This window comes from Mastigocladopsis repens PCC 10914, from assembly GCF_000315565.1.
Classification (GTDB): Bacteria; Cyanobacteriota; Cyanobacteriia; order Cyanobacteriales; family Nostocaceae; genus Mastigocladopsis; species Mastigocladopsis repens.
The window spans coordinates 447,066-470,014 of record NZ_JH992901.1 but is presented as its reverse complement, the minus strand read 5'-3'; the positions used below and the strand labels follow the sequence as shown (position 1 = coordinate 470,014).

Annotated in this window: 22 protein-coding genes and 1 tRNA gene; 17 read left to right on the top strand and 6 right to left on the bottom strand. The window is 42.4% G+C overall.

Annotated features, from left to right (window positions below; all coding sequences use genetic code 11):
* The first annotated feature begins 202 nt into the window (after window positions 1–202).
* Together MAS10914_RS0104175 and MAS10914_RS0104170 are read left to right on the top strand one after the other, a co-directional pair.
* Entirely contained in the window at window positions 203–2,506 is a 2,304-nt protein-coding gene (locus tag MAS10914_RS0104175; RefSeq protein ID WP_017314646.1) for a GumC family protein, read from the top strand.
* A gap of 53 nt (window positions 2,507–2,559) precedes the next feature.
* Window positions 2,560–3,840 (top strand): lipopolysaccharide biosynthesis protein, encoded by a 1,281-nt coding sequence (locus tag MAS10914_RS0104170; protein WP_017314645.1) that lies wholly within the window; start codon window positions 2,560–2,562, stop codon window positions 3,838–3,840.
* A 204-nt stretch (window positions 3,841–4,044) separates the two neighbouring features.
* Here the strand turns inward: MAS10914_RS0104170 and MAS10914_RS0104165 are convergent, their stop codons facing one another.
* Window positions 4,045–4,989, bottom strand: a complete 945-nt coding sequence (locus MAS10914_RS0104165; RefSeq protein ID WP_017314644.1) for a serine hydrolase — start codon at window positions 4,987–4,989, stop codon at window positions 4,045–4,047.
* Between the two features lie 12 nt (window positions 4,990–5,001).
* Between MAS10914_RS0104165 and MAS10914_RS0104160 the strand changes: the two genes are divergently transcribed.
* The 3 genes from MAS10914_RS0104160 to MAS10914_RS0104150 all read left to right on the top strand — a co-directional run bounded on the left by MAS10914_RS0104160 (window position 5,002) and on the right by MAS10914_RS0104150 (window position 8,259).
* Window positions 5,002–5,724: a C40 family peptidase gene (locus MAS10914_RS0104160; protein ID WP_017314643.1), complete on the top strand. Its 723-nt coding sequence runs from the start codon at window positions 5,002–5,004 to the stop codon at window positions 5,722–5,724.
* A 15-nt stretch (window positions 5,725–5,739) separates the two neighbouring features.
* Window positions 5,740–6,753 (top strand): glycosyltransferase family 2 protein, encoded by a 1,014-nt coding sequence (locus tag MAS10914_RS0104155; protein ID WP_017314642.1) that lies wholly within the window; start codon window positions 5,740–5,742, stop codon window positions 6,751–6,753.
* Window positions 6,754–7,017: 264 nt separating this feature from the next.
* Entirely contained in the window at window positions 7,018–8,259 is a 1,242-nt protein-coding gene (locus MAS10914_RS0104150; protein WP_017314641.1) for an MFS transporter, read from the top strand.
* A gap of 41 nt (window positions 8,260–8,300) precedes the next feature.
* On the opposite strand, the gene MAS10914_RS0104145 is transcribed toward MAS10914_RS0104150, so the two are convergent.
* Window positions 8,301–8,374 (bottom strand) — tRNA-Arg (locus MAS10914_RS0104145).
* A gap of 34 nt (window positions 8,375–8,408) precedes the next feature.
* On the opposite strand from MAS10914_RS0104145, the gene moaC reads away from it, so the two are divergent.
* On the top strand, window positions 8,409–8,912 hold the full coding sequence (gene moaC, locus MAS10914_RS0104140; protein WP_026082326.1) for a cyclic pyranopterin monophosphate synthase MoaC: 504 nt from the start codon (window positions 8,409–8,411) through the stop codon (window positions 8,910–8,912).
* A gap of 9 nt (window positions 8,913–8,921) precedes the next feature.
* Here the strand turns inward: moaC and MAS10914_RS0104135 are convergent, their stop codons facing one another.
* Window positions 8,922–9,116 carry a DUF2795 domain-containing protein gene (locus MAS10914_RS0104135; protein WP_017314639.1) on the bottom strand — a complete coding sequence of 65 codons (195 nt, stop codon included), beginning with the start codon at window positions 9,114–9,116 and terminating at the stop codon, window positions 8,922–8,924.
* A gap of 317 nt (window positions 9,117–9,433) precedes the next feature.
* On the opposite strand from MAS10914_RS0104135, the gene MAS10914_RS0104130 reads away from it, so the two are divergent.
* The 5 genes from MAS10914_RS0104130 (at window position 9,434) to MAS10914_RS0104110 (ending at window position 11,850) form a co-directional block, all read left to right on the top strand.
* Complete coding sequence (locus MAS10914_RS0104130) at window positions 9,434–9,988, top strand: Hsp20/alpha crystallin family protein (RefSeq protein ID WP_017314638.1); 555 nt, start codon at window positions 9,434–9,436, stop codon at window positions 9,986–9,988.
* A gap of 394 nt (window positions 9,989–10,382) precedes the next feature.
* A complete protein-coding gene (locus tag MAS10914_RS0104125; protein WP_017314637.1) occupies window positions 10,383–10,640 on the top strand; it encodes a 2TM domain-containing protein in 258 nt (85 codons plus the stop codon).
* Between the two features lie 114 nt (window positions 10,641–10,754).
* Window positions 10,755–11,066 (top strand): DUF3181 family protein, encoded by a 312-nt coding sequence (locus MAS10914_RS0104120; RefSeq protein WP_017314636.1) that lies wholly within the window; start codon window positions 10,755–10,757, stop codon window positions 11,064–11,066.
* A 63-nt stretch (window positions 11,067–11,129) separates the two neighbouring features.
* On the top strand, window positions 11,130–11,348 hold the full coding sequence (locus tag MAS10914_RS0104115) for a hypothetical protein (protein ID WP_017314635.1): 219 nt from the start codon (window positions 11,130–11,132) through the stop codon (window positions 11,346–11,348).
* Between the two features lie 289 nt (window positions 11,349–11,637).
* A complete protein-coding gene (locus MAS10914_RS0104110) occupies window positions 11,638–11,850 on the top strand; it encodes a hypothetical protein (protein ID WP_017314634.1) in 213 nt (70 codons plus the stop codon).
* A 114-nt stretch (window positions 11,851–11,964) separates the two neighbouring features.
* Here MAS10914_RS0104110 and MAS10914_RS0104105 read toward each other — a convergent pair whose 3' ends face one another.
* The 3 genes from MAS10914_RS0104105 to MAS10914_RS0104095 form a co-directional block, all read right to left on the bottom strand.
* The gene (locus MAS10914_RS0104105; protein WP_017314633.1) at window positions 11,965–12,441 is read right to left on the bottom strand and encodes an ABA4-like family protein; all 477 of its coding nucleotides are present in this window, start codon (window positions 12,439–12,441) and stop codon (window positions 11,965–11,967) included.
* A gap of 109 nt (window positions 12,442–12,550) precedes the next feature.
* Window positions 12,551–13,597: a cobalamin biosynthesis protein CobW gene (gene cobW, locus MAS10914_RS0104100; protein ID WP_017314632.1), complete on the bottom strand. Its 1,047-nt coding sequence runs from the start codon at window positions 13,595–13,597 to the stop codon at window positions 12,551–12,553.
* A 121-nt stretch (window positions 13,598–13,718) separates the two neighbouring features.
* On the bottom strand, window positions 13,719–14,435 hold the full coding sequence (locus MAS10914_RS0104095) for a biliverdin-producing heme oxygenase (protein ID WP_017314631.1): 717 nt from the start codon (window positions 14,433–14,435) through the stop codon (window positions 13,719–13,721).
* 388 nt (window positions 14,436–14,823) lie between these two features.
* On the opposite strand from MAS10914_RS0104095, the gene glmM reads away from it, so the two are divergent.
* From glmM to hpsP, 6 genes are all read left to right on the top strand, one after another.
* Entirely contained in the window at window positions 14,824–16,296 is a 1,473-nt protein-coding gene (gene glmM, locus MAS10914_RS0104090) for a phosphoglucosamine mutase (protein WP_017314630.1), read from the top strand.
* Window positions 16,297–16,617: 321 nt separating this feature from the next.
* Complete coding sequence (locus tag MAS10914_RS0104085; RefSeq protein WP_017314629.1) at window positions 16,618–17,397, top strand: hypothetical protein; 780 nt, start codon at window positions 16,618–16,620, stop codon at window positions 17,395–17,397.
* A gap of 49 nt (window positions 17,398–17,446) precedes the next feature.
* Window positions 17,447–19,111 carry a hormogonium polysaccharide biosynthesis protein HpsL gene (hpsL, locus tag MAS10914_RS0104080; RefSeq protein ID WP_017314628.1) on the top strand — a complete coding sequence of 555 codons (1,665 nt, stop codon included), beginning with the start codon at window positions 17,447–17,449 and terminating at the stop codon, window positions 19,109–19,111.
* Window positions 19,112–19,147: 36 nt separating this feature from the next.
* Window positions 19,148–20,134: a hormogonium polysaccharide biosynthesis glycosyltransferase HpsN gene (gene hpsN, locus MAS10914_RS0104075; RefSeq protein WP_017314627.1), complete on the top strand. Its 987-nt coding sequence runs from the start codon at window positions 19,148–19,150 to the stop codon at window positions 20,132–20,134.
* A gap of 154 nt (window positions 20,135–20,288) precedes the next feature.
* Entirely contained in the window at window positions 20,289–21,461 is a 1,173-nt protein-coding gene (hpsO, locus tag MAS10914_RS0104070) for a hormogonium polysaccharide biosynthesis glycosyltransferase HpsO (protein WP_017314626.1), read from the top strand.
* 227 nt (window positions 21,462–21,688) lie between these two features.
* Window positions 21,689–22,870: a hormogonium polysaccharide biosynthesis glycosyltransferase HpsP gene (hpsP, locus tag MAS10914_RS0104065; RefSeq protein WP_017314625.1), complete on the top strand. Its 1,182-nt coding sequence runs from the start codon at window positions 21,689–21,691 to the stop codon at window positions 22,868–22,870.
* The last annotated feature ends 79 nt before the right edge of the window (window positions 22,871–22,949 follow it).

Below are 22,949 nucleotides of genomic sequence, written 5' to 3'. Positions count from 1 at the left end.
TGCAGAGTTTAGAAAAGCATCATCTTGCTGTATTTTAGCTGTATTGTCCTCACGCCGCCGTACATCATAGCAAACGCAACATCATTACACAGAGTTATCCCGTTTATTTTTATGGCAAGTTGGCGAAAATTCAGCATCTAGGAAATAGATTGATAGAAGCATGTATTCAACATACTTAAATGGGATTTAAATGGGAAAACAGATGCCAACTAAGGAACAAAGCTTGCAGCACCTGAGAAATCCCAATGCTCTCGTGAAAGAACCGTATTTGTTCTGGAAAAGACCAGAAAGCGAAGAAGACAGTGCGGGTTTAAATCAGGTTTTTTCTGTTTTGCGTCGTCGCTTAGGCATAATTGCTAGTACGACAGTCATTCTTACTACAGTGGCTGTGGCGTGGACAGCTACTCGAACTCCAAAGTATGAAGGCAGGTTTCAGATATTAGTTGAACCTTTAACAACTGCAGATAGTGAGTTACTGGTTTTACTATCCGAAACCCTGAAGCAAAACGTCAACGAAATCACTAAACAGAATAAAACAGAATTGGATTACCAGGCTTTGATGGAGGTTTTGAGAAGTCCAAAGCTCATAAATCCAGTCGTTAAAGACCTGAAAAGCCAATATCCAGAAATTAACTATGACCAACTTGTTGGCGGGGATGGATCTAGCAAAGTGTCTCCTGAGCAAGTAGGCACCCTACACATTAGCCGTGTTGGCAAAGGCAAAGACCTATCCAGAGTTATAGAGGTTCGCTATCGAGAATCCAACCCACAAAAAGTTCAGTCTGTCTTGGATCAGGTATCAAAAGCATATCAAAACTACAGTAAAGAACAGCAGCAGACGAACTTACGCCAGGGAATAAAATTTGTTGAGCAGCAGATTCCCAAAATGCAGCTTCGGGTGAACACACTTCAAGGACAAATGCAAGTGTTTCAACAGAAGTACAGTATGTTTAACCCTCAACTTCAAGGAGAACAACTGCTCAACAGAGTTGATGAACTCAAAGCACAGCGCATAGAAACTGAAAGAAGCCTGGCTGAGGCTAAGTCACTTTCCCTCTCATTGCAAAAGCAGGTGGGAATGTCAGACAAGACAGCGATCGCCGCATCCGCCTTGAGTGAATCACCTCAGTATCAGCAGACACTCACTCGTCTGCGAGAGGTGGAAACAAAAATTGCCACAGAGTCAGCCCGTCTGACTGAGGATAACCCAGCAATGCAGAATTTGCGCGAACAGCGACGCAGACTCCTACCTTTATTGCGACAAGAAGCAAAACTGGCAATAGGAAGCAACGCTTCCTCTAACGCGCTTAATTCTCCAATAGCAATTTATCAAAACTCCATTCGGCGTGATCTTATCAAACAACTGGCTGATACCGCTAACCAAATTCAGTTGTTAGAAAGCAGCCTCCAAGCTAATAAGAAAGCAACATTTGAGCTTAACCAACAAATTCAGCAATATCCATCACTTTCACGTCAGTACTCAAACTTGCAAAGGGAGTTGCAAGTTTCTAGCGATACCCTCAACCAGCTTTTAGCCAAGCAAGAAGCACTGCGGGTAGATGCTGGTCAACAAGATCTTCCTTGGGACATGATTATGCCTCCCACAGTCCCGCGTGACAAAATGGGTCATCTCCTACCAGTAGCACCCAATAGTGGGCGTAACGTTGTATTGGGAGGAGTTGCAGGTTTACTCTTAGGAACTTTAGCTGCCTTCGCTCTTGAGAATTGGCAAAATGTCTTCCATGACCCAGAAGAAGTCAAACGTGCAACTAAGCTGCCAATTCTTGGGGTTATTCCTTTTCACAAACAATTAAGACACCCGATTTCTACAACCGACAAAGAACTAGCTTATGCATCCCAACATGAATTTGTGCCAACTGTAAAAGCCAAGTCTCAGGAGTATAAAACCACAGCTTTTACCGAAGCCTTTTGCTCTTTGTATAACAGAATTCAATCTTTGAAGTCTGAAACTTCTATCCGCTCAATCGTAATCACATCAGCGACTAGTGGCGATGGTAAATCTACAGTGGCAGCGAACCTAGCAAAGATAGCTGCTCAAGCAGGTCAGAGAGTGCTCCTAGTGGATGCAAATTTACGCCATCCCCAAGTGCATCATATATTAGGTTTAGTCAACGCTAAAGGACTCAGTGAAGTCCTTTGCGAGGGTCTAGATTTCAGTGCTGTTGTTGGGCAACTGTCCGCAGAAGAAAATCTTTTTGTCGTCACCGCTGGTGAGACGCCACAAAATCCCACAAAGCTGTTCTCGTCTCAAACAATGGAGGATTTTGTAGAGCGAACTCATACAAACTACGATTTAGTTGTGTATGACGCACCACATATCATGGGACTTTTAGACACAAACATCTTAGCAAGCCGTGTAGATGCAGTTTTGATGGTTGCAGGACTTGGTAAAACCATCCGTCCTTCTTTGCAACAAGCATTGGAAGAATTGAAAACTGCACGGGTTTCAATATTAGGTACAGTAGCTGATACCATTGAACGTTAGCTAGTAGCAGATAGTGACAAGAACGTAACTCTTTTGTTGTCTTAAGGATAGTAGTGAGTTTCATTAATTCAGTGATAACCATCATCAAGAAAAAACTCTCCAGCCAATTCATTCGCAATGTTGGCTGGCTAAGTATCTCAGAGATCATTTACAGAGTCTTACGTTTGGGATTAGTAGTCATCATTGCGCGGTTTTTATCTTCCTATGACTACGGTCTAGGAGCAATTGTGATGACAGTTCGGGAGTTTTCTCTCACATTCTCCAATGTAGGTATAGGTGCAAAGATTATTCAGGCTGAAGAGGAAGAATTAGAGGTTTTATGCAACTCGGCATATTGGTTAAACTGGGTGGTTTTTTTTAGTCTGTTTATACTTCAATCTATTGCAGCTTTTCCTATAGCTTGGTTTTATAAAAGTCCGGATATTATTTTGCCTATTATTATCTCAGGAGTTGCTTATTTAATTTGGCCCATATCTATTATCCGAAAAATTCTTCTTCAAAGAGAAAACCGTTTGAAAATAATTGCTATTAATGACAGTATTCAAAATATTATTGGTACCATATTAACCGCAGTATTTGCTGTTTCAGGTATGGGTGTATGGGCATTCGTCTTACCTGCCGTTGTGGCAGCACCCATAGAAACTTTAGTGTACTATAAGACTCATTCTTGGCGTCGAAATACAAAATTTGCTACAAAGGAAACTACAAAGGATTGGACAGACATTCTGAATTTTGGGAAAAATATTCTAGGTGTTTCCTTACTCAGAACTCTCAGAAACAATTTAGATTATTTATTGGTTGGTCGATTCATAGGTATTCAAGAGTTAGGAATATATTTCTTTGGTTTTAACGCCGGATTAGGAATTAGCTTAAGCTTTATCAATGCAATCAATTCAGCGATATTGCCTCATTTGTGTGCAGTGCGATCGCAATGGTCTGAATTCAAAAGATCTTACTTGAGCAGTCTAAAAACAATTACAATTACTATTGTTCCTTTTGTTATCCTTCAAGCTAGTTTGGCTCATTTTTACGTACCAATTGTTTTTGGACACAAGTGGATACCTGCCATCCCCATTGTGATACTCATTTGTTTATCGGCAATTCCACGACCTTTTGCAGATGCAGCATCACAGTTACTAGTAGCTGTTAATAAGCCTCACCTAGACTTGCGTTGGAATGTCATATTTACTGCGGTATTTACTATTGCAATCCTTATAGGAGTTCACTGGCAAGTCTATGGGGTGGCTGCATCTGTCATGATAGTTCATCTGGTTTTCCTACCTCTGTTTACATTGTGGGCAACACATCATGTTTTCGGGAAACACAAGGAATAGTTAACAGATGTAACGGATGAATTCATTGTGGAATTCACAAATAATTTATCCGCTACACCCGCTACAAAATCTGTTGCTACCTCAATACGGTTCAGTTAAGGTTGATGTGTAAAAAACCATGTGTGTAGAGACGCGCCATGGCGCGTCTCTACATTGTGTTCCTAATAAGGGTTATGGTCTTATGTGAACCGTATTGGTTGCTACCTATCCTAAACTACCCACTGCTTCAACAATCAGCTTTGACAACAACGGCAAAATGTCGCGCTTGTTGGCGTTCGCTTTGCCCTCAGTGAAGACAACCAGAAGATAGGGACGTTTATTTGGTAACTCTATGTATGCGGCGTCGTGGCGAACTTGACTTGTCCAACCAGCCTTTGACCAAATTTGTGCCTCTTGGGGAAGACCACCACCCAAAAAGCCTGTCACTTGGTCTTCTTCAACGTCTTTTGGCAAATCATTGAGGTTAAGACTGCGCTTCATCAAACCCATCATGGCTTGCGATCGCGCACTAGACACCGCCACACCACCAACAATACTATGTAGTAACCTAGCGGTGGCATTTGTCGTCAGCATATTACGGTTCTCTAATAACTCTCCTACAAATGCGCGTTCGCGTCCGTAGGGTTCATCACACCAGGTTTTTTGGCAGACGTTTATCGTTTCCATTTCCGACCACCCAAGGGACTGGTAATAGCGGTTAACGATATTGCGTTGCTGCTTCCACGTCTCAAATGGTCCTAGAGGTAATTCTGGTCCAGAAGTTGTTCCACTCAGGATGTCTACAACTAAACTGGTAGCATCACTGCTGGAATCAATAATCATATCACGCACGGCTCTTTCCAACTCTTTAGAAATGGAAATCATGCCTTTGTCCAGCCATTCGTTGACGGCTACTAAGTAAAACAGCTTCACCACACTTGCAGGGTAAATTCGTTCAACACCGCGATAAGTGAAACCACGAACTGGGTGACTCCAAAAAGCATCTGGAGTTAAAGCACCACCAGTGTTTACTAGTACAGGTGGATCGTAGACAATCCAAGTTAGAGCAATTTGGTTACGGGCTAAAGTTGGAAATGCTGCCCAAGTTGCTTCTAAAATTCCATTACCAAGATTCTCAAGTTGTTCGTCTTTGTTGAAGAAGAAATTCATTGTTGTTCCAGTATGTCCTCTAATCTAAAATCCAAAATCCAAAACCTCAAATCAGGTGAATACCAGTGCCTAGCTAACTTGAACATCTATGATTCTCCCAGTTGTGACCGATTGGCAACTCAAGCTGCAACTGGGCGACATTTGTGGGTAACATCGAACTATCAAGATGTAGAGACGTTGCATACAACGTCTCTACAAGTGTGTTTATGCGAGGATGACTATCCAGGGTGGCTGTCGCTTTCAGATTGCGTTTTGTTACAACCATGCACTGTACCCTATAAAGCGAAAAATTTTGTTGAATCTGAGATAAAAAAACGATTGCCAGAGGTGATTGCGTTTACCCAAAAAGCCATGCAACAACCCAATTATTACCTCTGGGGTGGTACAGTAGGACCAAATTACGACTGTTCGGGATTGATGCAAGCGGCATTCGCTTCGGTGGGGATTCGCATACCCAGAGATGCCGATCAGCAGGAAGCTTTCACTCAACCCGTTACTATGAAAGAATTACAACCAGGAGACCTCGTGTTCTTTGGATCTTCCCAAAAAGCAACTCATGTGGGACTCTATTTGGGAGATGGCTACTACATCCATAGTTCTGGGAAAGATAAAGGGCGTAATGGAATTGCCATTGACCCTCTTTCGGAACAAGGTGATGAGATTTGTCAGTCATACTACCAGCAACTGCGCGGTGCTGGAAGAGTGGTCAGGAGTTACGAACCACAAAGACGCTGAGGACAAAAGAGGAATATGAGGAGTGGACTGGTTTCTAATGAGCTGACTGGGCAAAATGATGCAATATCGTCAATTGTCCCAGATGTTTCGGTCGTGGTGCCTGTGCATAATGAAGTAGAAAGTTTGCCGCATTTGCTTGAGGCGATCGCTTTCACCTTATCTGCTACTGGGTTGAGTTATGAAATCATCTGTGTAGATGATGGTTCAACAGATGGTTCGGCACAGTTTCTCAAAGAACAGGCGCAAATCCGCAATGATTTAAAAGCGGTCATTTTGCGCCGCAACTACGGTCAAACTGGCGCGATGGCTGCTGGGTTTAACTATGCCATCGGTAAAGCAATTGTTACTTTGGATGCTGACCTCCAAAATGACCCAGCAGATATCCCGATGCTGTTGGCAAAGCTGGAGGAAGGCTACGATTTGGTCAGTGGGTGGCGCAAAAACCGACAAGATGGTGCTGTGAATCGGTTACTCCCTTCCAAAATTGCCAACTGGTTAATTAGGCGAACCACCAGCGTGAATATTCATGACTATGGTTGTTCCCTGAAAGCCTACCGCGCAGAACTGGTAGCAGATATGAACCTTTATGGGGAACTGCATCGATTTCTTCCGGCTCTGGCATATATTGAAGGGGCAAGAATTACAGAAATGCCAGTGCGTCACCACGCCCGTCGCTTTGGTCGCAGCAAGTACGGGATATGGCGGACTTTCCGAGTTTTGATGGATTTGTTAACGATTTTGTTTATGAAAAAGTTCCTCACACGCCCAATGCACGTTTTTGGGCTGTGGGGTTTGATTTCGATGGCTTCAGGTGTGGCGATTGGAATTTACTTGACTTTTGTCAAATTAGCTTTTCATCAAGATATTGGCGATCGCCCTTTGCTAATTTTGGCGGTTCTTTTGCTAGTGACTGGGGTACAGTTATTTTGCTTTGGTCTGTTGGCTGAGTTGCTAATGCGTACCTATCATGAATCTCAAGGACGCCCCATCTATCGTGTCCGTGAGGTGATAACAAAAAGTTCAAAGTAATCTGAATGACCTAGTTACACCCACTGAGTCAAAAAATTTTTCAGCTAGAACTGAAGCCAACTAAAACAGGCTGAAAACAAATCAGACCATGCTTTAGCTGGCTTTAGTTATTATCCAAGAAATTTATTTCTATTGCGGTTCGTTTTACCTCTTTATCCAGTGACTTCGATATAAATTTCAACAAGAATCATCCTTGTATTTATTTGTATTTACTGGTAAAAACTTAAACAAAGGCACAATTCACAAGCATCTGCTCTAGAAAATATGTCTCGCACCATCGATACCCAACTACGAAGCAACCTGCTGGTTTTATTTGCAGCAGGTTTATTATTCTGGTCTAGCCTGGCTTCGTTACTGCCAACGCTACCACTGTACATTGAGTCTGTGGGTGCAACAAAGCAGCAAATTGGGATTGTGATGGGCAGTTTTGCCATTGGACTGTTGTTATTTCGTCCTTGGTTAGGACGTTTGGCAGATTCGCGGGGTCGTAAAATTGTGTTGCTCATAGGTACCTTGGTGGCTGCGATCGCACCCCTTGGCTACTTGTCAGTTAAATCTATTCCCCTGCTGATAGGGCTGCGTGCCTTTCATGGCATCAGTATCGCTGCTTTCACGACTGGTTTCAATGCGTTGGTAGCGGACATAGCTCCCCTGGAAAAACGGGGTGAAATTATTGGCTACATGAGCTTGGTCAATCCCATTGGTGTAGCAGTAGGACCAGCTTTAGGCGGATATTTGCAAGCTGGAGTGGGTGACAAAATTTTATTTTTGATCACTGCTGAATTGGCTTTTGTTGCGTTTTTGGCAATCTTGCCCATCGTCAACCCACCAATAGCTGAACAACAGCAAAATGATTCCAAAAACAATCAATTTTGGCGAATTTTAGTCAGTCCCAGGGTGAGAACTCCAGCCATAATCATGTTCCTCGTTGGCTTGGCTTTTGGTGCTTTACACACCTTTATCCCATTGTTTATCAAATCAACTGGGGTAGAGTTGAATCCAGGGTTGTTTTATACAGCAGGAGCAGTTGCCAGTTTTGGTGTACGGCTATTTACTGGCAAGGCAAGCGATCGCCTCGGTCGTGGTTTGTTTATTACCCTCAGTCTCGTTTTTTACACACTCTCGCTGTCAGTTCTGTGGCTCGCTAACACTCCCACAGCTTTCTTATTGGCAGCAATGATTGAGGGGGCTGCTTCAGGTACTCTGATTCCCATGACTGCAGCTATCATGGTGGATCGAGCGCACCCTTATGAACGAGGTCGGATATTTGCTATATGTCTGACGGGCTTAGATGTTGGGATTGCGATCGCAGGTCCAGCGTTTGGTTGGGTTGCCGAACAGGTCGGCTATAGTAATATGTTTGGTCTATGCGGTCTTTTAACATTCTTAGGCATTTTCATCTTTGTGACCCTCTCCAGCAAAGACTTACCTAGTTCCATACGCTTTGCTCTCGGTCGGGGTCAAGATGCTTATGCCTTGAAAGATACCTATAGAACTAATCTTTAATGATATATGTAGAGACCCGAAACTCCGAGTCTCTACAATAACGGGCGAGGAGGGATTCGAACCCCCGACACCGTGGTCCGTAGCCACGTGCTCTAGTCCACTGAGCTACACGCCCTTAACAGAATCTAATGTTAGCACACCCTTTCCAAATGACGCAAGAAAATTCTGAAATATCTGCAAACTTAAGCCATCTCGACAATCAGGGGCAGGCTCAAATGGTAGATGTCTCTGGAAAAGCGTCTACTGTTCGCCAAGCAGTAGCCGCAGCCAGAGTCAGGATGCTACCTGAAACCTTCGCTGCCATTCAAGCAGGAAATTCTCCCAAAGGGGATGTATTGGGAACTGCAAGGGTAGCTGGTATTATGGCAGCCAAACAGACAGCTTCTTTGATTCCCCTATGTCATCCTTTACCGTTGCAAAAAATCGAAGTGCAGGTGAGAGCTGATGCGGAATTACCAGGCTATCAAATTGAAGCGACAGTCAAAACCAAAGCTGAAACTGGGGTGGAAATGGAAGCTTTAACCGCCGTTTCTGTAGCAGCCCTGACCTTGTACGACATGGCGAAAGCCTTGGAAAAGTCGATTCAAATTGAATCGATTAGATTGGTGAGTAAGACTGGCGGGAAATCCGGAGATTATTCCCAGCCAGGTTGAGGTATTATCCTACTCAATGTCGCCTACCGCTGCGCTGACATCAGTTGGAGTTTCGTACTCCTGATCTGGGATTTGTTGCAATACTGAAATGGCATTATCGTCAGCGCCTTGCTTTTGAGCGTGCTGAATCAATTGTTCCTTACTAGCCGGATAGTCAACACCTTTTAAGTGTTTTTGCAGTTGGATTGGATTAACTTTAGACATTTTCATCCACCTCTCAAGAACATTTCCATCTTTACAAGTGGATACTTATGCTACCTCTATCAAAAGAATCAGTGTAATTTCCCTTAATTGGACGAGGGTGAATCCTAAATCAAATATCTACTTCTACTTAATAATTACTATTTCTTAAAAACCAAGAAGCAATAAATGACTAAGAAAACGTGTAATTCCATATACATTCAACTTGAAACAAAAACTCATCCAGTTGGTTGATGAGCCTACTTTTTGCTTTTGATAAGTTGAGGTGGAAGTAAGAGGATTATAACTCTTGCGTTTGATACATATCGGAGGTTAGAAATATGGCAATAGTGCGTTTCGACCCTTTCCGGGGAATGGATCGTTTCGACCCTTTGCGCGAAATTTCTCTATTGCAACGCGAGATGAATCGCATGTTTGATCGCATGATGACTACTGGCGATAGTGAGACTGAAATTGCCGGTTATTCTTTTATGCCTGCAGCAGAAATTCACGAAACACCCGAAGAAATTAAGCTCAGAATCGAAGTTCCTGGCATTGAAGCCAAAGACTTAGACGTGAAAGTTACCGCCGAAGCGGTTGCTATCACTGGTGAACGCAAATCTGAAATTAAGCAAGAAGACAAAGGTATGAGACGTTCGGAATTTCGCTATGGCAGATTCCAACGCGTCATTCCTTTACCAACTAGGGTTCAAAATGATAAGGTTCAAGCTGAATTTCAGAATGGTGTACTGTGCTTGACGATGCCTAAAGCTGAGGAAGAAAGGAACAGAGTTGTCTCAATTAATTTGGGTGAACAAAGCAATCAAGCTATTAGCGGGCAACAAAACGGACAAACTGATCAAAATCAAGCACAAACTACACCTCAAGCAAGTTAACTTTAGTTAACTTTCTTGTTTCTCTCATAGCTTCAGCTTGATACTTTTTCAAGCCATAGTTTAATACATGGCTTAACGTGATAGAAAGCAAAACAATAATCTTAGCAAAAATCCCCCAAGACCTAAATTGTGCAAGGAAATGGGGGATTTGTAGTATGTCTATATCTCTACCCAGGGAGGTTATCAGGTTAAGAAGAACGCAGATCACACTTAGGTATGCTCATAACCTGAGTTCGACGTAAGCGGGTTAGATGATAGCTAGCGCTAAAGGCTCATTAGGGCAAAAATATGCCTCTCTATGTCAATGAGATTTGTCGGACGGACACCAATCACACCTGCAAAAATCTTAAAATTAATGAGAAACTTATCTTATAAAAGTCTGTAATAAATATTTATGCCGCCTCGTTGGTCTCGTAAACCCGATCGCAAAGACCCTGCTTACCGTAAATTAGATGACCGAATGAATTTTGCCGTTCATGTGGCGATATTTGCGCTATGTAATTCTGGTTTGTGGTTTTTCCATCAACTGAATTTGGCTACTTGGGAGTGGCTACCTTGGTTGACAGCAGCTTGGATAGTAGTACTCTTGGTACATTTGATTTATATTTCTGCAATCGCCAACTACTCACAAACACCGCCCACATCCACCTGAAGATGGACACCAGAGACTAGGGCGATTGTAACTTGTGGTGGTATCAGCCTAGATATTTGAGCGATACTATCTTAGTAGGATGAGAGTTTGCGCTCATTATATAGGGTTATTGTTATGGCTAAGACTAACACCACAGAACTACTAGAAGCCCTAGCAGCAGAAATTGGCGAAAACGTTTACATAGATATTGCCAAGTGGCATCTTTACTTATCGGATGCCAAGATGCATACTGTAGTAGCGGAACAGATGTATCCCTTAATTACTGCCAATAAATCTGTGAAGGAGGAAGAAGTTATAAAAGTCCTAGAATCTATTCCAGTTAAGATTGGCGGTGGGAAGAAAGAACTAGCTCTCAGTGATTTATTACCGCTACAATGCCAGGTCAACCTAGTAGATATTTTAGAAAAATATCAGCAGGAGATATAATTTTACTGCTCTGATTCTCTCGTAATTTGCTTTTAATAAATCCTTTTTTAGGAAGAGACAGTTATGACAGAGTATCAGTTTCACGATGAACAGACTCTAGCAGAAGCAGCAGAAAAACTTGGCAAAAAAGCTTTGGAGTTAGGACTGATACCCAGTTTTGTTGTGCGTTATTTTCCCGACAGCAGGCAATACTACATTTCTAACGAAAAAGAATCTGAACCGCTCACACCAGAAGAGGCTTATATGCGGTTTAAGAAATTAGTTGAACAGGCTGGTAAGTAAACATTTACTTATACAAGTTTAGATTTTCAGCCCAAATGGACGTAAAAAACGCAGATATTTGTCTGTTATATCGGCGTATATCCGCGTACACCTCAGGAAGTTGCCCAGAGGGCGTCTACATCGTCTACATCAGCGCTTACACTGTTAGACTTGGGATTGCTCAAAAAGCGATTAATCGCTTTTTGAGCACTAGGAAGTTTCAGCAATCAATCGCCGTATATGCTAAACGGGGATGATTTATGTCGAAACTCGCATTCACTTGTCATGTAAACTTATGGAGGCTATTTCTATGCTTTTACAACTTAAAGATTCCGGCGAATTGGTGAAAGTTCTTGATGTTCAAGAATTGATAGACCCTAATCATGATGTTGTTCGCGCACAAGAACAAGAAGGTCAGGAAGAGCAACAAGCTGATTCCTATAAAAAAGAGAATCTAACTTTTCCTTCTGGTGAAAGTCTACCGCGTTGCTGGATGGATGCCAACTACAGAAACGCCAAGTGATTGTGATAATTTGACGTATTTTTGAATAGTTAGTAACTGGGGAACCTGGACTGTCTTTATAGTAAGATTTGGCGACTATTGGACAGTCCTATGGGTGTTCTTACACATTGTATTTCATACTTTAGAGGACGCTGTTTTTTCTTCGACCCCGACGACTTCGCCATCAGCACCCAGGAAAAATTTCTTTGTTATCCAGTAAGTAAAAATGTGAGAAAGTAATCCTAAAGGACCAGCAAACAAGCTCAGTGCTAACGAGTGAATCGTCCAAACGCCTGTTTTCTGTCCTTCTAAATAAATGTAGCGCCCAACAAACAAATCCATGACCAAGAAATGAATCCAACCAGTTGCAGCCGCTTTCTCATCTGCAAAAAATCTAGCAATATCTGCTAATTGGGGATTGGATAAAGCTTGGGCATTTTCTGGGGTAATACTGGTAACAAACAAATATAAGTATGCTGCTGCTAAGGGCACAAAGGGAAGATAAGATTCCATGACTCTTTGTGTCACCTTCCATTTAGGTAGAAAAATCATTAATGCCCAAAAGGGTAAAACGAAAAGATTAGCAACGTTGAAAATTTGAACGATAGACATAAACAAATCAAAATGCAAAATTAGACCGCTAGAATAATATTTTATTATTTTAAACCACAGATAAACACAGATGGACACAGATGAATTATCTGTGGTTAGATTTCAAAATCTAATTTGGTAAACTTACAAGTTGCGACTCGATTTCAACAGAGTTCAAATCACGACCAATGAAAACTAAGCGGGTTTGCCTTGCTTCTTGTGGTTTCCAAGGGCGATCATAAAATTGATCAAAACGGGTTCCCACGCCTTGCATGACCAAACGCATAGATTTATTCGGCACTGCAACAAAGCCCTTAATGCGGTAAATTTCTTGCTGTTGTGCCACTGTTTGCAACTGATGCCGCAGTTTTTCTGGGTCAAAGGCACGGTCTAAAATGAGGTGAGTTGAGATAATCTCATCATCATGGTCGTGTTCTTCTTCAGAGTCGTGGTGACTGGGACGGGTGTCTAGGTTGTCTTCAACTGCGGCTTGGAATCCTAATAGTACAGATGGGTCGAGTTGACCTTCATAACTCTCTACAATCTTCACCACTCTGGGCAACTCTTGTTTAATGAACTCCTCAACTCTTGCCTTTGTCTCCCCATCAACCAAATCAGTTTTATTCAACACCACCAAGTCTGCACAAGCAAGTTGGTCTTCAAACAGTTCTTGCAAGGGTGTCTCGTGTTCTAGACTATCATCCGCTTGCCGCTGCGCTTCCACAGCCTCTAAATCGCTGGCAAATGTCCCTGCGGCTACCGCTTCACAATCTACCACGGTAATCACCGCATCTACTGTGGCAGCATTGCGAATTTCATGCCAGCGAAAAGCCTTCACCAAAGGTTTTGGCAAGGCTAAACCAGAGGTTTCAATGACAATGCAGTCAATGCTGTCTCGCCGCTTGATAAGCTGTTGCATGGTAGGCAAAAACTCTTCCTGCACAGTGCAGCACAAGCAACCATTGGTTAATTCAAAGATGTTATCACTGCCATCCCCATCTTCTGGGCAAATTTGACATGATTTCAACAATTCGCCATCAATACCAAGTTCGCCAAATTCGTTGACTAAAACAGCAATGCGGCGTTCTTGGTTGTTCTGTAGCAGGTGACGAATGAGGGTCGTTTTACCACTCCCTAAAAATCCGGTGATGATGGTGACGGGAATTTTTGCTGCCATTTTTGAATTAGAGTTTTCTAACTGAACGAGTAGGGGCAACTTCCCGGTGACTCCCTCTTCTACAAGGGTAATCCCAGGGACGCTGCCCCTACAATGAATGAAAAGCTTTTATGAATCGCATTTACTCAGCAGTTGCCAGTTCGGTGCTACCGCGTGTGCGACGCCGTGTGATGCTATTGTACAGCATTTGCCCAATGGCTTTAACGAGATTGCCTTCCAATTCTTGGAACATCTTCATGTTCATGCCAAAGGCAGCATTTGCTTCATTGACAATGCAATCGCCTGTAGCATCATCTATTGGCAGTTCATCCAACGCCTGACGATACTTAGCTTTGAATCCCTTCTCATCAGCAATGTCATCAAATTCATAGAAGGCGAGACCTTGTCCATCGCAAAGGTTCATTGCAGTTTGGGCAATACCTTTGAGAATTTGTCCACCGGATAAGTCTCCGAGGTATCGGGTGTAAGAGTGGGCAATTAACAGTTCGGGTTCTTTTTCAGATATTTCCCGGATGCGCTGCACGTAAGCTTCACCAGCTGGAGATAGTTGGATTTGCTCCCGCCAGTTTCCACCGTAGTAGTAGCTCAAGTCTTCCTCTAGACTATGCTTACGGTGAAGTTGAGGAAAATTTATTTTTGAAACAATCGGATGATTGCGGTGCTTCTCCATCTCCTCTTCCATTGCAGAGTAGATGAAGTAGAAGTTAGCCACCAGCTTCCGATAGGAGTTTTTTTCTACCACTCCTTTTAAAAAACACTTGACAAAACCAACATTTTCTGCCATTGTGTGGGCTTTTTTCGTGCCTACACGCAATTTTGTTGCTAAATTGCTGCTCATGCTAAATTGCTCAACTTTAAAACGTCAACTGCTGGAGTTTTAATTTATGAACGGCTACAAAAGCCACTAAAACGTTACAGTAGAACTATTTGATGAGAATTTCTATTAAAATTTTTTAAGTTGCTCTGACCAAAACAGTTCTGAGTGCCGAGTCTCCAAGGCTGAGGCTTAATTTACACTAAGTTAAATAGAAATACTAAATTTACATAATCTTTACAAAGAGAAGAAAATACTTATAAGTAGTTTTGCTGAAAAAATGGAAGAATCAGAATAAATTTGTAGCAACAAAAAATAGTAAAATGTCCTGATTAAAAGGTATCCAGCAGGAATTGTTGAATAAAGTTCAAAGTGCTATTCTCCAGTTTGACTGTGTGGAGTTTTTCTACTTATGGTTTCGTACATAACTCGGACTCAAGGTGGCATCTCTGGGAGTTCTGCTTCCGAAGTTGATGAATCGGAAAAGAAAGTTAATGAAAGCGGTTTCGGGCTTCACTTAATATCACTTCCAGCAACACCCCTATTTGGTACAGATGGTATTCGGGGAAGAGTGGGAGAATTGCTGAGTGCGCCCTTGGCATTGCAAGTGGGCTTTTGGGCAGGTACTGTTTTACGTAGCCATGCTTCAAACCCAGGACCGATTATCCTCGGACAGGACTCCAGAAACTCCAGCGATATGCTGGCAATGTCCTTGAGTGCAGGGTTGACAGCAGCGGGGTTAGAAGTTTGGCATTTAGGACTATGTCCTACTCCCTGCGTTGCATATCTCACCAGCGTCACCGATGCCATAGGCGGACTCATGATTTCTGCTAGCCACAACCCGCCAGAAGACAACGGCATTAAAATTTTTGGCGCGGATGGTATGAAGCTATCCCAAGGGTTGCAAACAGAAATAGAGGCAGGAGTGCGGGGTATGGCTTCTGCTCATTGTAGTCATTACGGACGGCATTACTCGCGCTTAGACTTAGTAGGAAATTATGTCGAGGCGTTGAAAAAACCGCTGCGTGGTGCCATAAATTTTCAGGGCATGAAAATTGTTTTAGATTTGGCATGGGGAGCAGTCGTTGGTCTAGCACCATCTGTATTTGAGGAGATGGGGGCAGAGGTGATTTGCTTGCATAACCAACCAGATGGCGATCGCATTAATGTCAACTGCGGTTCCACTCACCTAGAAATTCTGCAAGCTGCCGTAAAAGAACACAATGCTGACTTGGGCTTTGCCTTTGATGGCGATGCTGACCGGGTTTTGGCTGTAGACAATACCGGAAGGCAAGTCAATGGCGATTACATCCTCTACCTGTGGGGACGTTGCTTACAGCAAAAGCAAGAACTGCCCCATAACCTGATTGTTTCCACTGTCATGGCAAACTTAGGTTTTGAGAGGGCATGGAACCAAGCTGGAGGTCAGTTCATTCGCACAGCAGTAGGCGACCAGTACGTCCAGGCGGAAATGCTGCGGACTGGAGGAATGCTTGGGGGCGAACAATCCGGTCACATCCTTTGCCGTCACTATGGCATGACTGGAGATGGTTTGTTAACAGCTTTACACTTAGCAGCTTTGGTACAACAAGCTGGCGTTCCCCTATCAGAAATGGTGGATCAAAGCTTTCAAACCTATCCGCAACTGTTGCGGAATGTACGAGTCGAAGACAGATCCAAGCGTTTGGGGTGGAAAGAGAACCAACCTCTGCAACAGGCGATCGCCCGCGCCGAAGCCGCAATGGGTGATTCTGGTAGAGTTTTAGTCCGTGCCTCTGGTACAGAGCCACTCATCCGAGTTATGGTAGAAGCCGAAGCCGCCGAACTTGTTAATTACTGGACAAATGAATTAGTGACACAGGTTCAACAACACATTGCAGTCTAAAAATAATCTTGCTTTAGATATATTTAACTAGTTAATTTTTGCCTGGAGCAAACAAACTCTGCAAGACAATGACTCCAACAAGCCCGCACAGGCGGGCTTTGTTCGTGTTATCGCACACTTGTTCCTATCTAAAAGCGCAAATTTTGCAAGATTTATATAAATATTGTCTAATTTAATTTAAAGCTTTAAGGATAAAATTATACTACTATGCTCATCTCCATTGTACAAACGAGGTATCCACGTCTGTACCTATTTTCAGGTTTTAGAAAACTCTGATATCACTCATCCGCTCCAAAAGTTGTTTATTAGCGTAGCGTTTTGATGCTTGTTTTTGTCATACCACTCAAAAGTCCGCAAGCTTCCAAATCCTGGGAACTTGTAACGAAGTTATTTGAAAGATGCATTAAATCAATTTGCAATCAGACTTCATTAGAATATAGGGTGATTGTTGTTTGCCATGAGCAACCAAGGCTTGAATTTCACCATCCCCACATTACATATATTGAAGTTGATTTTCCACCACCAAACGAGCCTGATGCCTTCTCTGTAGGACATACCGACAAAGGGCGAAAAATTTTGAAGGGATTAATTCATGCTCAAGAATTTTCCCCATCACATACTATGGCTGTTGATGCTGACGATTGTGTCAGTAAGTACTTAGCCGAGTTTGTCAATCAAAATCATAATTGTCATGGTTGGTTTATAAATAAAGGTTATAAATATCAAAACAGCAGTGATTATGTATATATCAAAAGAAGAAATTTTTATAAAATTTGTGGCACTTGCAATATCTTAAGGTACGACCTGAATCAGCTACCTGAAAAACCAGAATATAATCGTGGTTATGGTTACTACAAGTTTTATGTAGACCATGAAAAAGTGAGAGATAATTTAGCTGAAAAAGGGACTCCCATCAAGCCATTGCCATTTCCTGGTGCCGTTTATATTGTCTCCACTGGAGAAAATCTTTATTATGGAACAACTAAATTAACATTTAGCATCTTCAATCGTAAAGCTTTAAATAAATCAATTCGCGAAGAATTTAGTTTGTACCCATTAAGTAAAAATCCAGTTATAACAGAAGCACTATATTCAAGATAAGCAAAACAACCCTAACTACTGAGTTAACGGGCATATTTACAGCACCATCATGCTGACATCAAAATTCAAATCCAATAAATACAAAAAATCAAAAAAGCAGCAGAGTCCGGAAACTCCAACTCTTAGCCTTAAAGAACGTTTAGCCCAAAAGCGCAAAGCTGCACAGACACGAAAAGAATTCACTAGTTTTTTGACCCCCGTCGTTTTTACCAGTATCTTCTTTGGTATTCTTCTAGCTTTTGTAGGTGGAATTAAGGCAGCAGTTCCTGGTGTATTGGGAATCATGACTCTAGCTTTGTCCTACAAATATCCCCGCCAAGCCCTTTTTGCCTTCCTTATTTACGTACCATTCGGGGGTACTATCACTTACTACATTGGTAATAGTCCAGTCCTCCAATTAGCAAAAGACTCCTTCTACATTCCAGCCCTGATTGCACTGTGGCAGATGTGCCGTAAGCAGAGGCTACCCCTAATTATTCCCCAAGCTATTAAAACTCCACTGTTGATTTTGCTGGGCATATGTCTATTAGTATTTTTGTTTGTCAACGGTTTGCAGCAACTTAACCCGCCTTCCGTGGGTCTGTTGGAAAACCCATCTAATGAAAAACCTGTTTTGATGGGAATTTTGGGTTTGAAAGTATTTTTAGGCTATGTACCCCTGATCAGTTGTGCTTACTATCTCATTCGTAACAAGCGGGATTTTCTATTTTTGTCGCGCTTACAAGTTGTCGTCATACTTACTTGCTGTGCGCTGGGATTTATTCAATATTTATTACTAGTAAAGGGGATATGTCAAGGCACTAGAAATTTAGAAGGAGCCGCCTTATTCAAAGCATCAATTGAAGCTCGGTGTTACTTTGGTGGTTCTCTTATTTATAGCCCCGAACAAGGGGTGATTCGTCTACCAGGAACCTTTGTTGCTCCCTGGCAATGGGCATGGTTCTTGATTTCCAGCACCTTTTTTGCCTTTGCCTCTGGCTTTAGTGACCCCTCTCGCATCTGGCGGGTTCTCAGTTTAGGTTCTATGGCAGCAGTCTTTATCAATGCAGTGATCTCTGGGCAGAGAATAGCCCTAGCATTGGTACCTGTGTGCTTCGTAGCTTTGCTATTGTTGACAGGTCAAATTCGCAACCTCAAACGGTTTATCCCCGTAGGAGTTGGACTCGTCATTATTTTAGGAATTGCAATGGTGACTAATCCCGCCGTTGTGGAAGAGAGGACAGCAAGTCTAACTAGTCGCTGGGAAGCTTCACCTCCACAAGAGTTTATCATGCAGCAATTTGAGGACGTTTGGAAGAATTTAGATGGTCCGTTAGGAAGTGGGTTAGGTCGCGCCACTAATTCTGCCCGTGCGCTAGGTGAAACAAAACTGCTAGAAACTTACTATCCTAAAGTACTTTATGAAGTTGGACCTTTGGGACTACTGGCGTTTATAGCTTTAGTCACAAGTTTAACAATCGCTTGCTTCCATACTTATCGTTCAATAAAGAACCGTAATTTCCGCATTTACGCAGCTGCTTTATGGGTGTTTATATTGTTTATTAGCTACAACACCTACTACTATCCTCTGGATGTCGATCCAGTAGCTGTCTATTACTGGTTTTTTGCTGGAGTTTTGTTGAAATTGCCAGAAATAGACAAGCAAGAAAGACTACAAGAGGCACAAGCAAAAGGGGTGCAGGGGAACAAGAGTAGGGGAAGTAGGGGAAGATGAGGGAGTAGTTAGTGAGAATTTTGACTATTGATTGATATGAATTTTCCGTTAATTTCTGTAATTATCCCAACCTACTGTCGTGAGGAACCACTGCGCGATAGCCTCGAAGATGTGCTCAAACAGGACTACCCAAATTATGAAGTTTTGGTTGTAGATCAAACTCCGAAACATCAGCCAGAAATGGAAGCTTATTTAGAGGAATTAGCCGCAGCAAGCAAAATCAGGTGGTTCCGCTTGAATTGGGCAAGTTTGCCAGGAGCGCGTAATTATGCAGTGCGGCGTTCAGCGGGTGAAATCATTTTATTTATTGATGATGATGTGCAGTTAACCCCAGGATTTTTAGCAGCTCATGCAAAAAACTATTTGGAAAAACCAGAGGTGGGATCTGTCGCTGGACGGGTATTTGACAGAATGAAATTAGGTGACTCTGGGGGAAAATTGCAGATTGAATATCTTCCTCCCCAGGCGATGGACCCAGGAATTGCTTGGTATCATATAGATTTAGTGCATACAATTAAACCCCAAGAAGTTCTGACAGCAAGGGGTTGTAATATGTCCTTTCGCCGCGAAATTTTTACCAAATACAGACTGAGATTTGATGAGAGATTTCGCGGTAGTGCGGTGCGAGAAGAATCTGATTTTTGTTTAAGGGTGCGGCAGACCGGATATAAGATTTGGTACGACCCAGAGGCATACTTGGTGCATTTAGGGGAAGAGACGGGCGGTTGCCATGATATTAGTATGCGCTCTCTCCAGTATCAACTCACTTTCTACCACAACCATTTCTTAATGGGGCTGAAAAACCTCACAGCCAACCAAGCTTTACGCCTCTACGCGCGTTTATTTGACTGTCATGTCCTCGGACGCCCCCCTTGTCACAAAAGCGGTTCCCCCATCAAAATTGTGACTCGCGGCATTTTCTACTCTTTAGGTTTTTTGAAAGCTTTAGGTACTGTCATTCAATCAACTTGGAATGATGGTCAAGTTTACACTCGCATGGATGAACAAGTTAAAAGTATTTAAACCACAGATAAACACGAGATTTACACAGATAAATTCCTCATGTATTATCTGTGTGCATCTGGAGGACACTGCGTTGCGGGGGTTCCCCCCGTTGTAGCAAGTGTCCGTTGTGCATCTGTGGTTCTCTACTCCAAATTACCTATCATCAATATCAATGAAAATCTTAGTAGCAAGCCACACTTATATTGTAGACCTAAACTGTGAAAAATTACGCATTTTATCTCAACTAGAACCTAGAATTGAAGTCACAGTTGTCGTTCCAAAAAAGTGGAAACCTGGTGGAGTTCAAAATAAAATTATTGAAACTCAATACCGTGAGGAAGGCAAATTTCGCATAGTCCCGGTTTCTAACTTTAGTCAAAATCATCAAGGGCTTCTGACCTTTGGCGCTGATTTAATATCTTTATTGCGGAAATTTCGCCCCCACATTATCCAGGTAGAACAAGGCTCTAGGGGACTGGCTTATGCTGAGATGATTACCTTAAATCAGCTATTAGGACTCAAGGCAAAAAACTTATTTTTTACCTGGTGGAATCTACCTTATGAACTGAAATTTCCAGTTTCTTTGTTAGAAAAATATAACTTAACCCACAGCCACGGCATCATTTCAGGAAATCAAGATGGTGCAGAAATTTTACGACAACGTGGATATAAAGGTTCAATCAAAGTTATGCCTCAACTGGGTGTAGATGAAACTCTGTTTACTCCCACGCCACAACCAGAGTTAGCAACTCAGTTGGGAATTAAACCCGGTGATTTTGTTGTGGGATTTGTCGGACGTTTTGTTCAAGAAAAGGGTTTACTGACTCTTTTAAATGCCCTAGTTACTCTGAAAGATAAATCTTGGAAGTTTTTGCTTTTAGGGCGTGGTCCGTTGCAGTCAGAATTCATGAACAAAGCAGCAGAAAATAATATTCAAGACAGAATCATTTTGGTAGAAAGTGTCCCACATAATGAAGTACCAAAGTACATTAATTTAATGAGTACTTTAGTCCTACCATCAGAAACAAACGACAAGCTGAAAAATCTAACTTCTGTTGGCTGGAAAGAACAATTTGGTCATGTACTCATTGAAGCAATGGCTTGCAAAGTAGCTGTCATTGGTTCTAATTCCGGTGAAATTCCCTATGTTATTGGTGATGCTGGATTAATATTTCCTGAAGGGGATGTCCAATCGCTATCTCATTGCATAGTTCAACTTATGGAAAAACCAGAATTTGCTAAAAATTTAGGCGAAATGGGTTATCAAAAAGCAATGACTCAGTACACCAATAAAGCCTTGGCAAAAAAGCAATTGGAGTTTTATCAAGAACTTGTTAGTCAGTAGTGGGTAGTGGATAGTGGGTAGTAGGTAGTGGATAGTGGGTAGTGGGTAGTAGACTGCTTGCATTCATTTTAAAAAAAAGAATAATTAACCACAGATGGACACAGATGGACACAGATGGAATCAAACAGATGCAAGAGGTCTAGTGGATAGTGGGTAGTGGGTAGTGGATAGTGGAGAGCAGTAAACAACTACCAACTACCAACTAACAACTACCAACTAAACAAATTATGCGAGTTCTACAAATTGTCCCCTCAATTTCCCTAATTTACGGTGGTCCTAGTCAAATGGTACTAGGACTAGCTCCCGCATTGGCAAGGCAAGGAGTAGAAGTTACAGTTCTGACAACCGATAGTAATGGTGATACTGGTCAAAAACCGTTGGATGTTCCCTTAAATTGCCCAGTCGAGCAAGATGGCTATCAAATAATTTACTTCCGTTGCTCTCCCTTTCGGCGCTACAAATTCTCTATAGACTTACTTAGGTGGTTAAATCTTCACGCCCATGAGTTTGACTTAGCCCATATTCATGCTCTATTTTCCCCTGTTAGCAGTTTTGCTGCAACTGTGTGTCGCAGGCAAAAGCTACCATACATTTTGCGTCCTTTGGGAACTCTAGATCCCGCTGATTTACGTAAAAAAAGGCAACTAAAACAGCTTTATGCTGCAATTTTAGAACGTACAAATTTAGCTGGTGCAGCCGCCATTCACTTTACCAGTGTTCAGGAAGCCAAAGTATCAGAAAGATTTGGGGTATCGACACGAGATTTGGTGATTCCTTTAGGTGTGAACCCCATTCAGACAGGGGGAGAAGAGGTTTGTAGTAAGTTGGGAATACCAGAGGATGCACCTTTGGTACTGTTTATGTCTCGTATTGACCCGAAAAAGGGGTTGAATCTGCTGCTTCCAGCCTTAGAGGTGCTTTTAGCTGAAGGCTTAAATTTTCACTTCGTCCTAGCTGGAACTAATCCCCAAGACCCGAATTACGAAGAAAAGATTAAATCGCAGATCGAAACTTCAGCACTGCGATCGCACACTACTATCACTGGCTTTGTCACAGGTGAATTGAAATCTGCGCTTCTGCAAGCTGCTGATGTATTCGTTTTGCCGTCGTATTATGAAAATTTCGGTATTGCTGTAGCTGAAGCAATGGCGGCAGGAATTTCAGTTATAATATCAGACCAAGTGCATATTTGTCAAGAAGTGCGTGATAGTGAGTCGGGATGGGTAGGTACAACAGATGTATCAGACCTCAGCGAATTACTTCGTATAGCTTTACAAAATCCCTCAGAACGCCAACGGCGGGGGTTACATGCCAAAGAGTATGCATTGAAAAATTACAGTTGGGATGCGATCGCTCGTCAGACCATTGAGGCGTATAATCAAATCTTGTCCCACTTAGACGTACAATAATAAATCTATTTGTGCGAGTTTGGACAACCTCAAATTTTGTTTCATGGCGCTAAACCCCAATCGGCAAACCGGGGTTTTA

Excerpts from the sequence above, each read along its gene's own strand:
- hpsP (WP_017314625.1), top strand. The coding sequence starts at position 21,689 with ATGCGAGTTCTACAAATTGTCCCCTCAATTTCCCTAATTTACGGTGGT.
- MAS10914_RS0104135 (WP_017314639.1), bottom strand. The coding sequence starts at position 9,116 with ATGTCTAAAGTTAATCCAATCCAACTGCAAAAACACTTAAAAGGTGTT.
- MAS10914_RS0104105 (WP_017314633.1), bottom strand. The coding sequence starts at position 12,441 with ATGTCTATCGTTCAAATTTTCAACGTTGCTAATCTTTTCGTTTTACCC.
- hpsL (WP_017314628.1), top strand. The coding sequence starts at position 17,447 with ATGCTGACATCAAAATTCAAATCCAATAAATACAAAAAATCAAAAAAG.
- hpsO (WP_017314626.1), top strand. The coding sequence starts at position 20,289 with ATGAAAATCTTAGTAGCAAGCCACACTTATATTGTAGACCTAAACTGT.
- glmM (WP_017314630.1), top strand. The coding sequence starts at position 14,824 with ATGGTTTCGTACATAACTCGGACTCAAGGTGGCATCTCTGGGAGTTCT.
- MAS10914_RS0104150 (WP_017314641.1), top strand. The coding sequence starts at position 7,018 with ATGTCTCGCACCATCGATACCCAACTACGAAGCAACCTGCTGGTTTTA.
- MAS10914_RS0104165 (WP_017314644.1), bottom strand. The coding sequence starts at position 4,989 with ATGAATTTCTTCTTCAACAAAGACGAACAACTTGAGAATCTTGGTAAT.
- MAS10914_RS0104085 (WP_017314629.1), top strand. The coding sequence starts at position 16,618 with ATGCTTGTTTTTGTCATACCACTCAAAAGTCCGCAAGCTTCCAAATCC.
- MAS10914_RS0104155 (WP_017314642.1), top strand. The coding sequence starts at position 5,740 with ATGAGGAGTGGACTGGTTTCTAATGAGCTGACTGGGCAAAATGATGCA.
- MAS10914_RS0104095 (WP_017314631.1), bottom strand. The coding sequence starts at position 14,435 with ATGAGCAGCAATTTAGCAACAAAATTGCGTGTAGGCACGAAAAAAGCC.
- MAS10914_RS0104125 (WP_017314637.1), top strand. The coding sequence starts at position 10,383 with ATGCCGCCTCGTTGGTCTCGTAAACCCGATCGCAAAGACCCTGCTTAC.
- hpsN (WP_017314627.1), top strand. The coding sequence starts at position 19,148 with ATGAATTTTCCGTTAATTTCTGTAATTATCCCAACCTACTGTCGTGAG.
- MAS10914_RS0104175 (WP_017314646.1), top strand. The coding sequence starts at position 203 with ATGCCAACTAAGGAACAAAGCTTGCAGCACCTGAGAAATCCCAATGCT.
- moaC (WP_026082326.1), top strand. The coding sequence starts at position 8,409 with ATGACGCAAGAAAATTCTGAAATATCTGCAAACTTAAGCCATCTCGAC.
- MAS10914_RS0104160 (WP_017314643.1), top strand. The coding sequence starts at position 5,002 with ATGTCCTCTAATCTAAAATCCAAAATCCAAAACCTCAAATCAGGTGAA.
- MAS10914_RS0104120 (WP_017314636.1), top strand. The coding sequence starts at position 10,755 with ATGGCTAAGACTAACACCACAGAACTACTAGAAGCCCTAGCAGCAGAA.
- MAS10914_RS0104110 (WP_017314634.1), top strand. The coding sequence starts at position 11,638 with ATGCTTTTACAACTTAAAGATTCCGGCGAATTGGTGAAAGTTCTTGAT.
- MAS10914_RS0104115 (WP_017314635.1), top strand. The coding sequence starts at position 11,130 with ATGACAGAGTATCAGTTTCACGATGAACAGACTCTAGCAGAAGCAGCA.
- MAS10914_RS0104130 (WP_017314638.1), top strand. The coding sequence starts at position 9,434 with ATGGCAATAGTGCGTTTCGACCCTTTCCGGGGAATGGATCGTTTCGAC.
- cobW (WP_017314632.1), bottom strand. The coding sequence starts at position 13,597 with ATGGCAGCAAAAATTCCCGTCACCATCATCACCGGATTTTTAGGGAGT.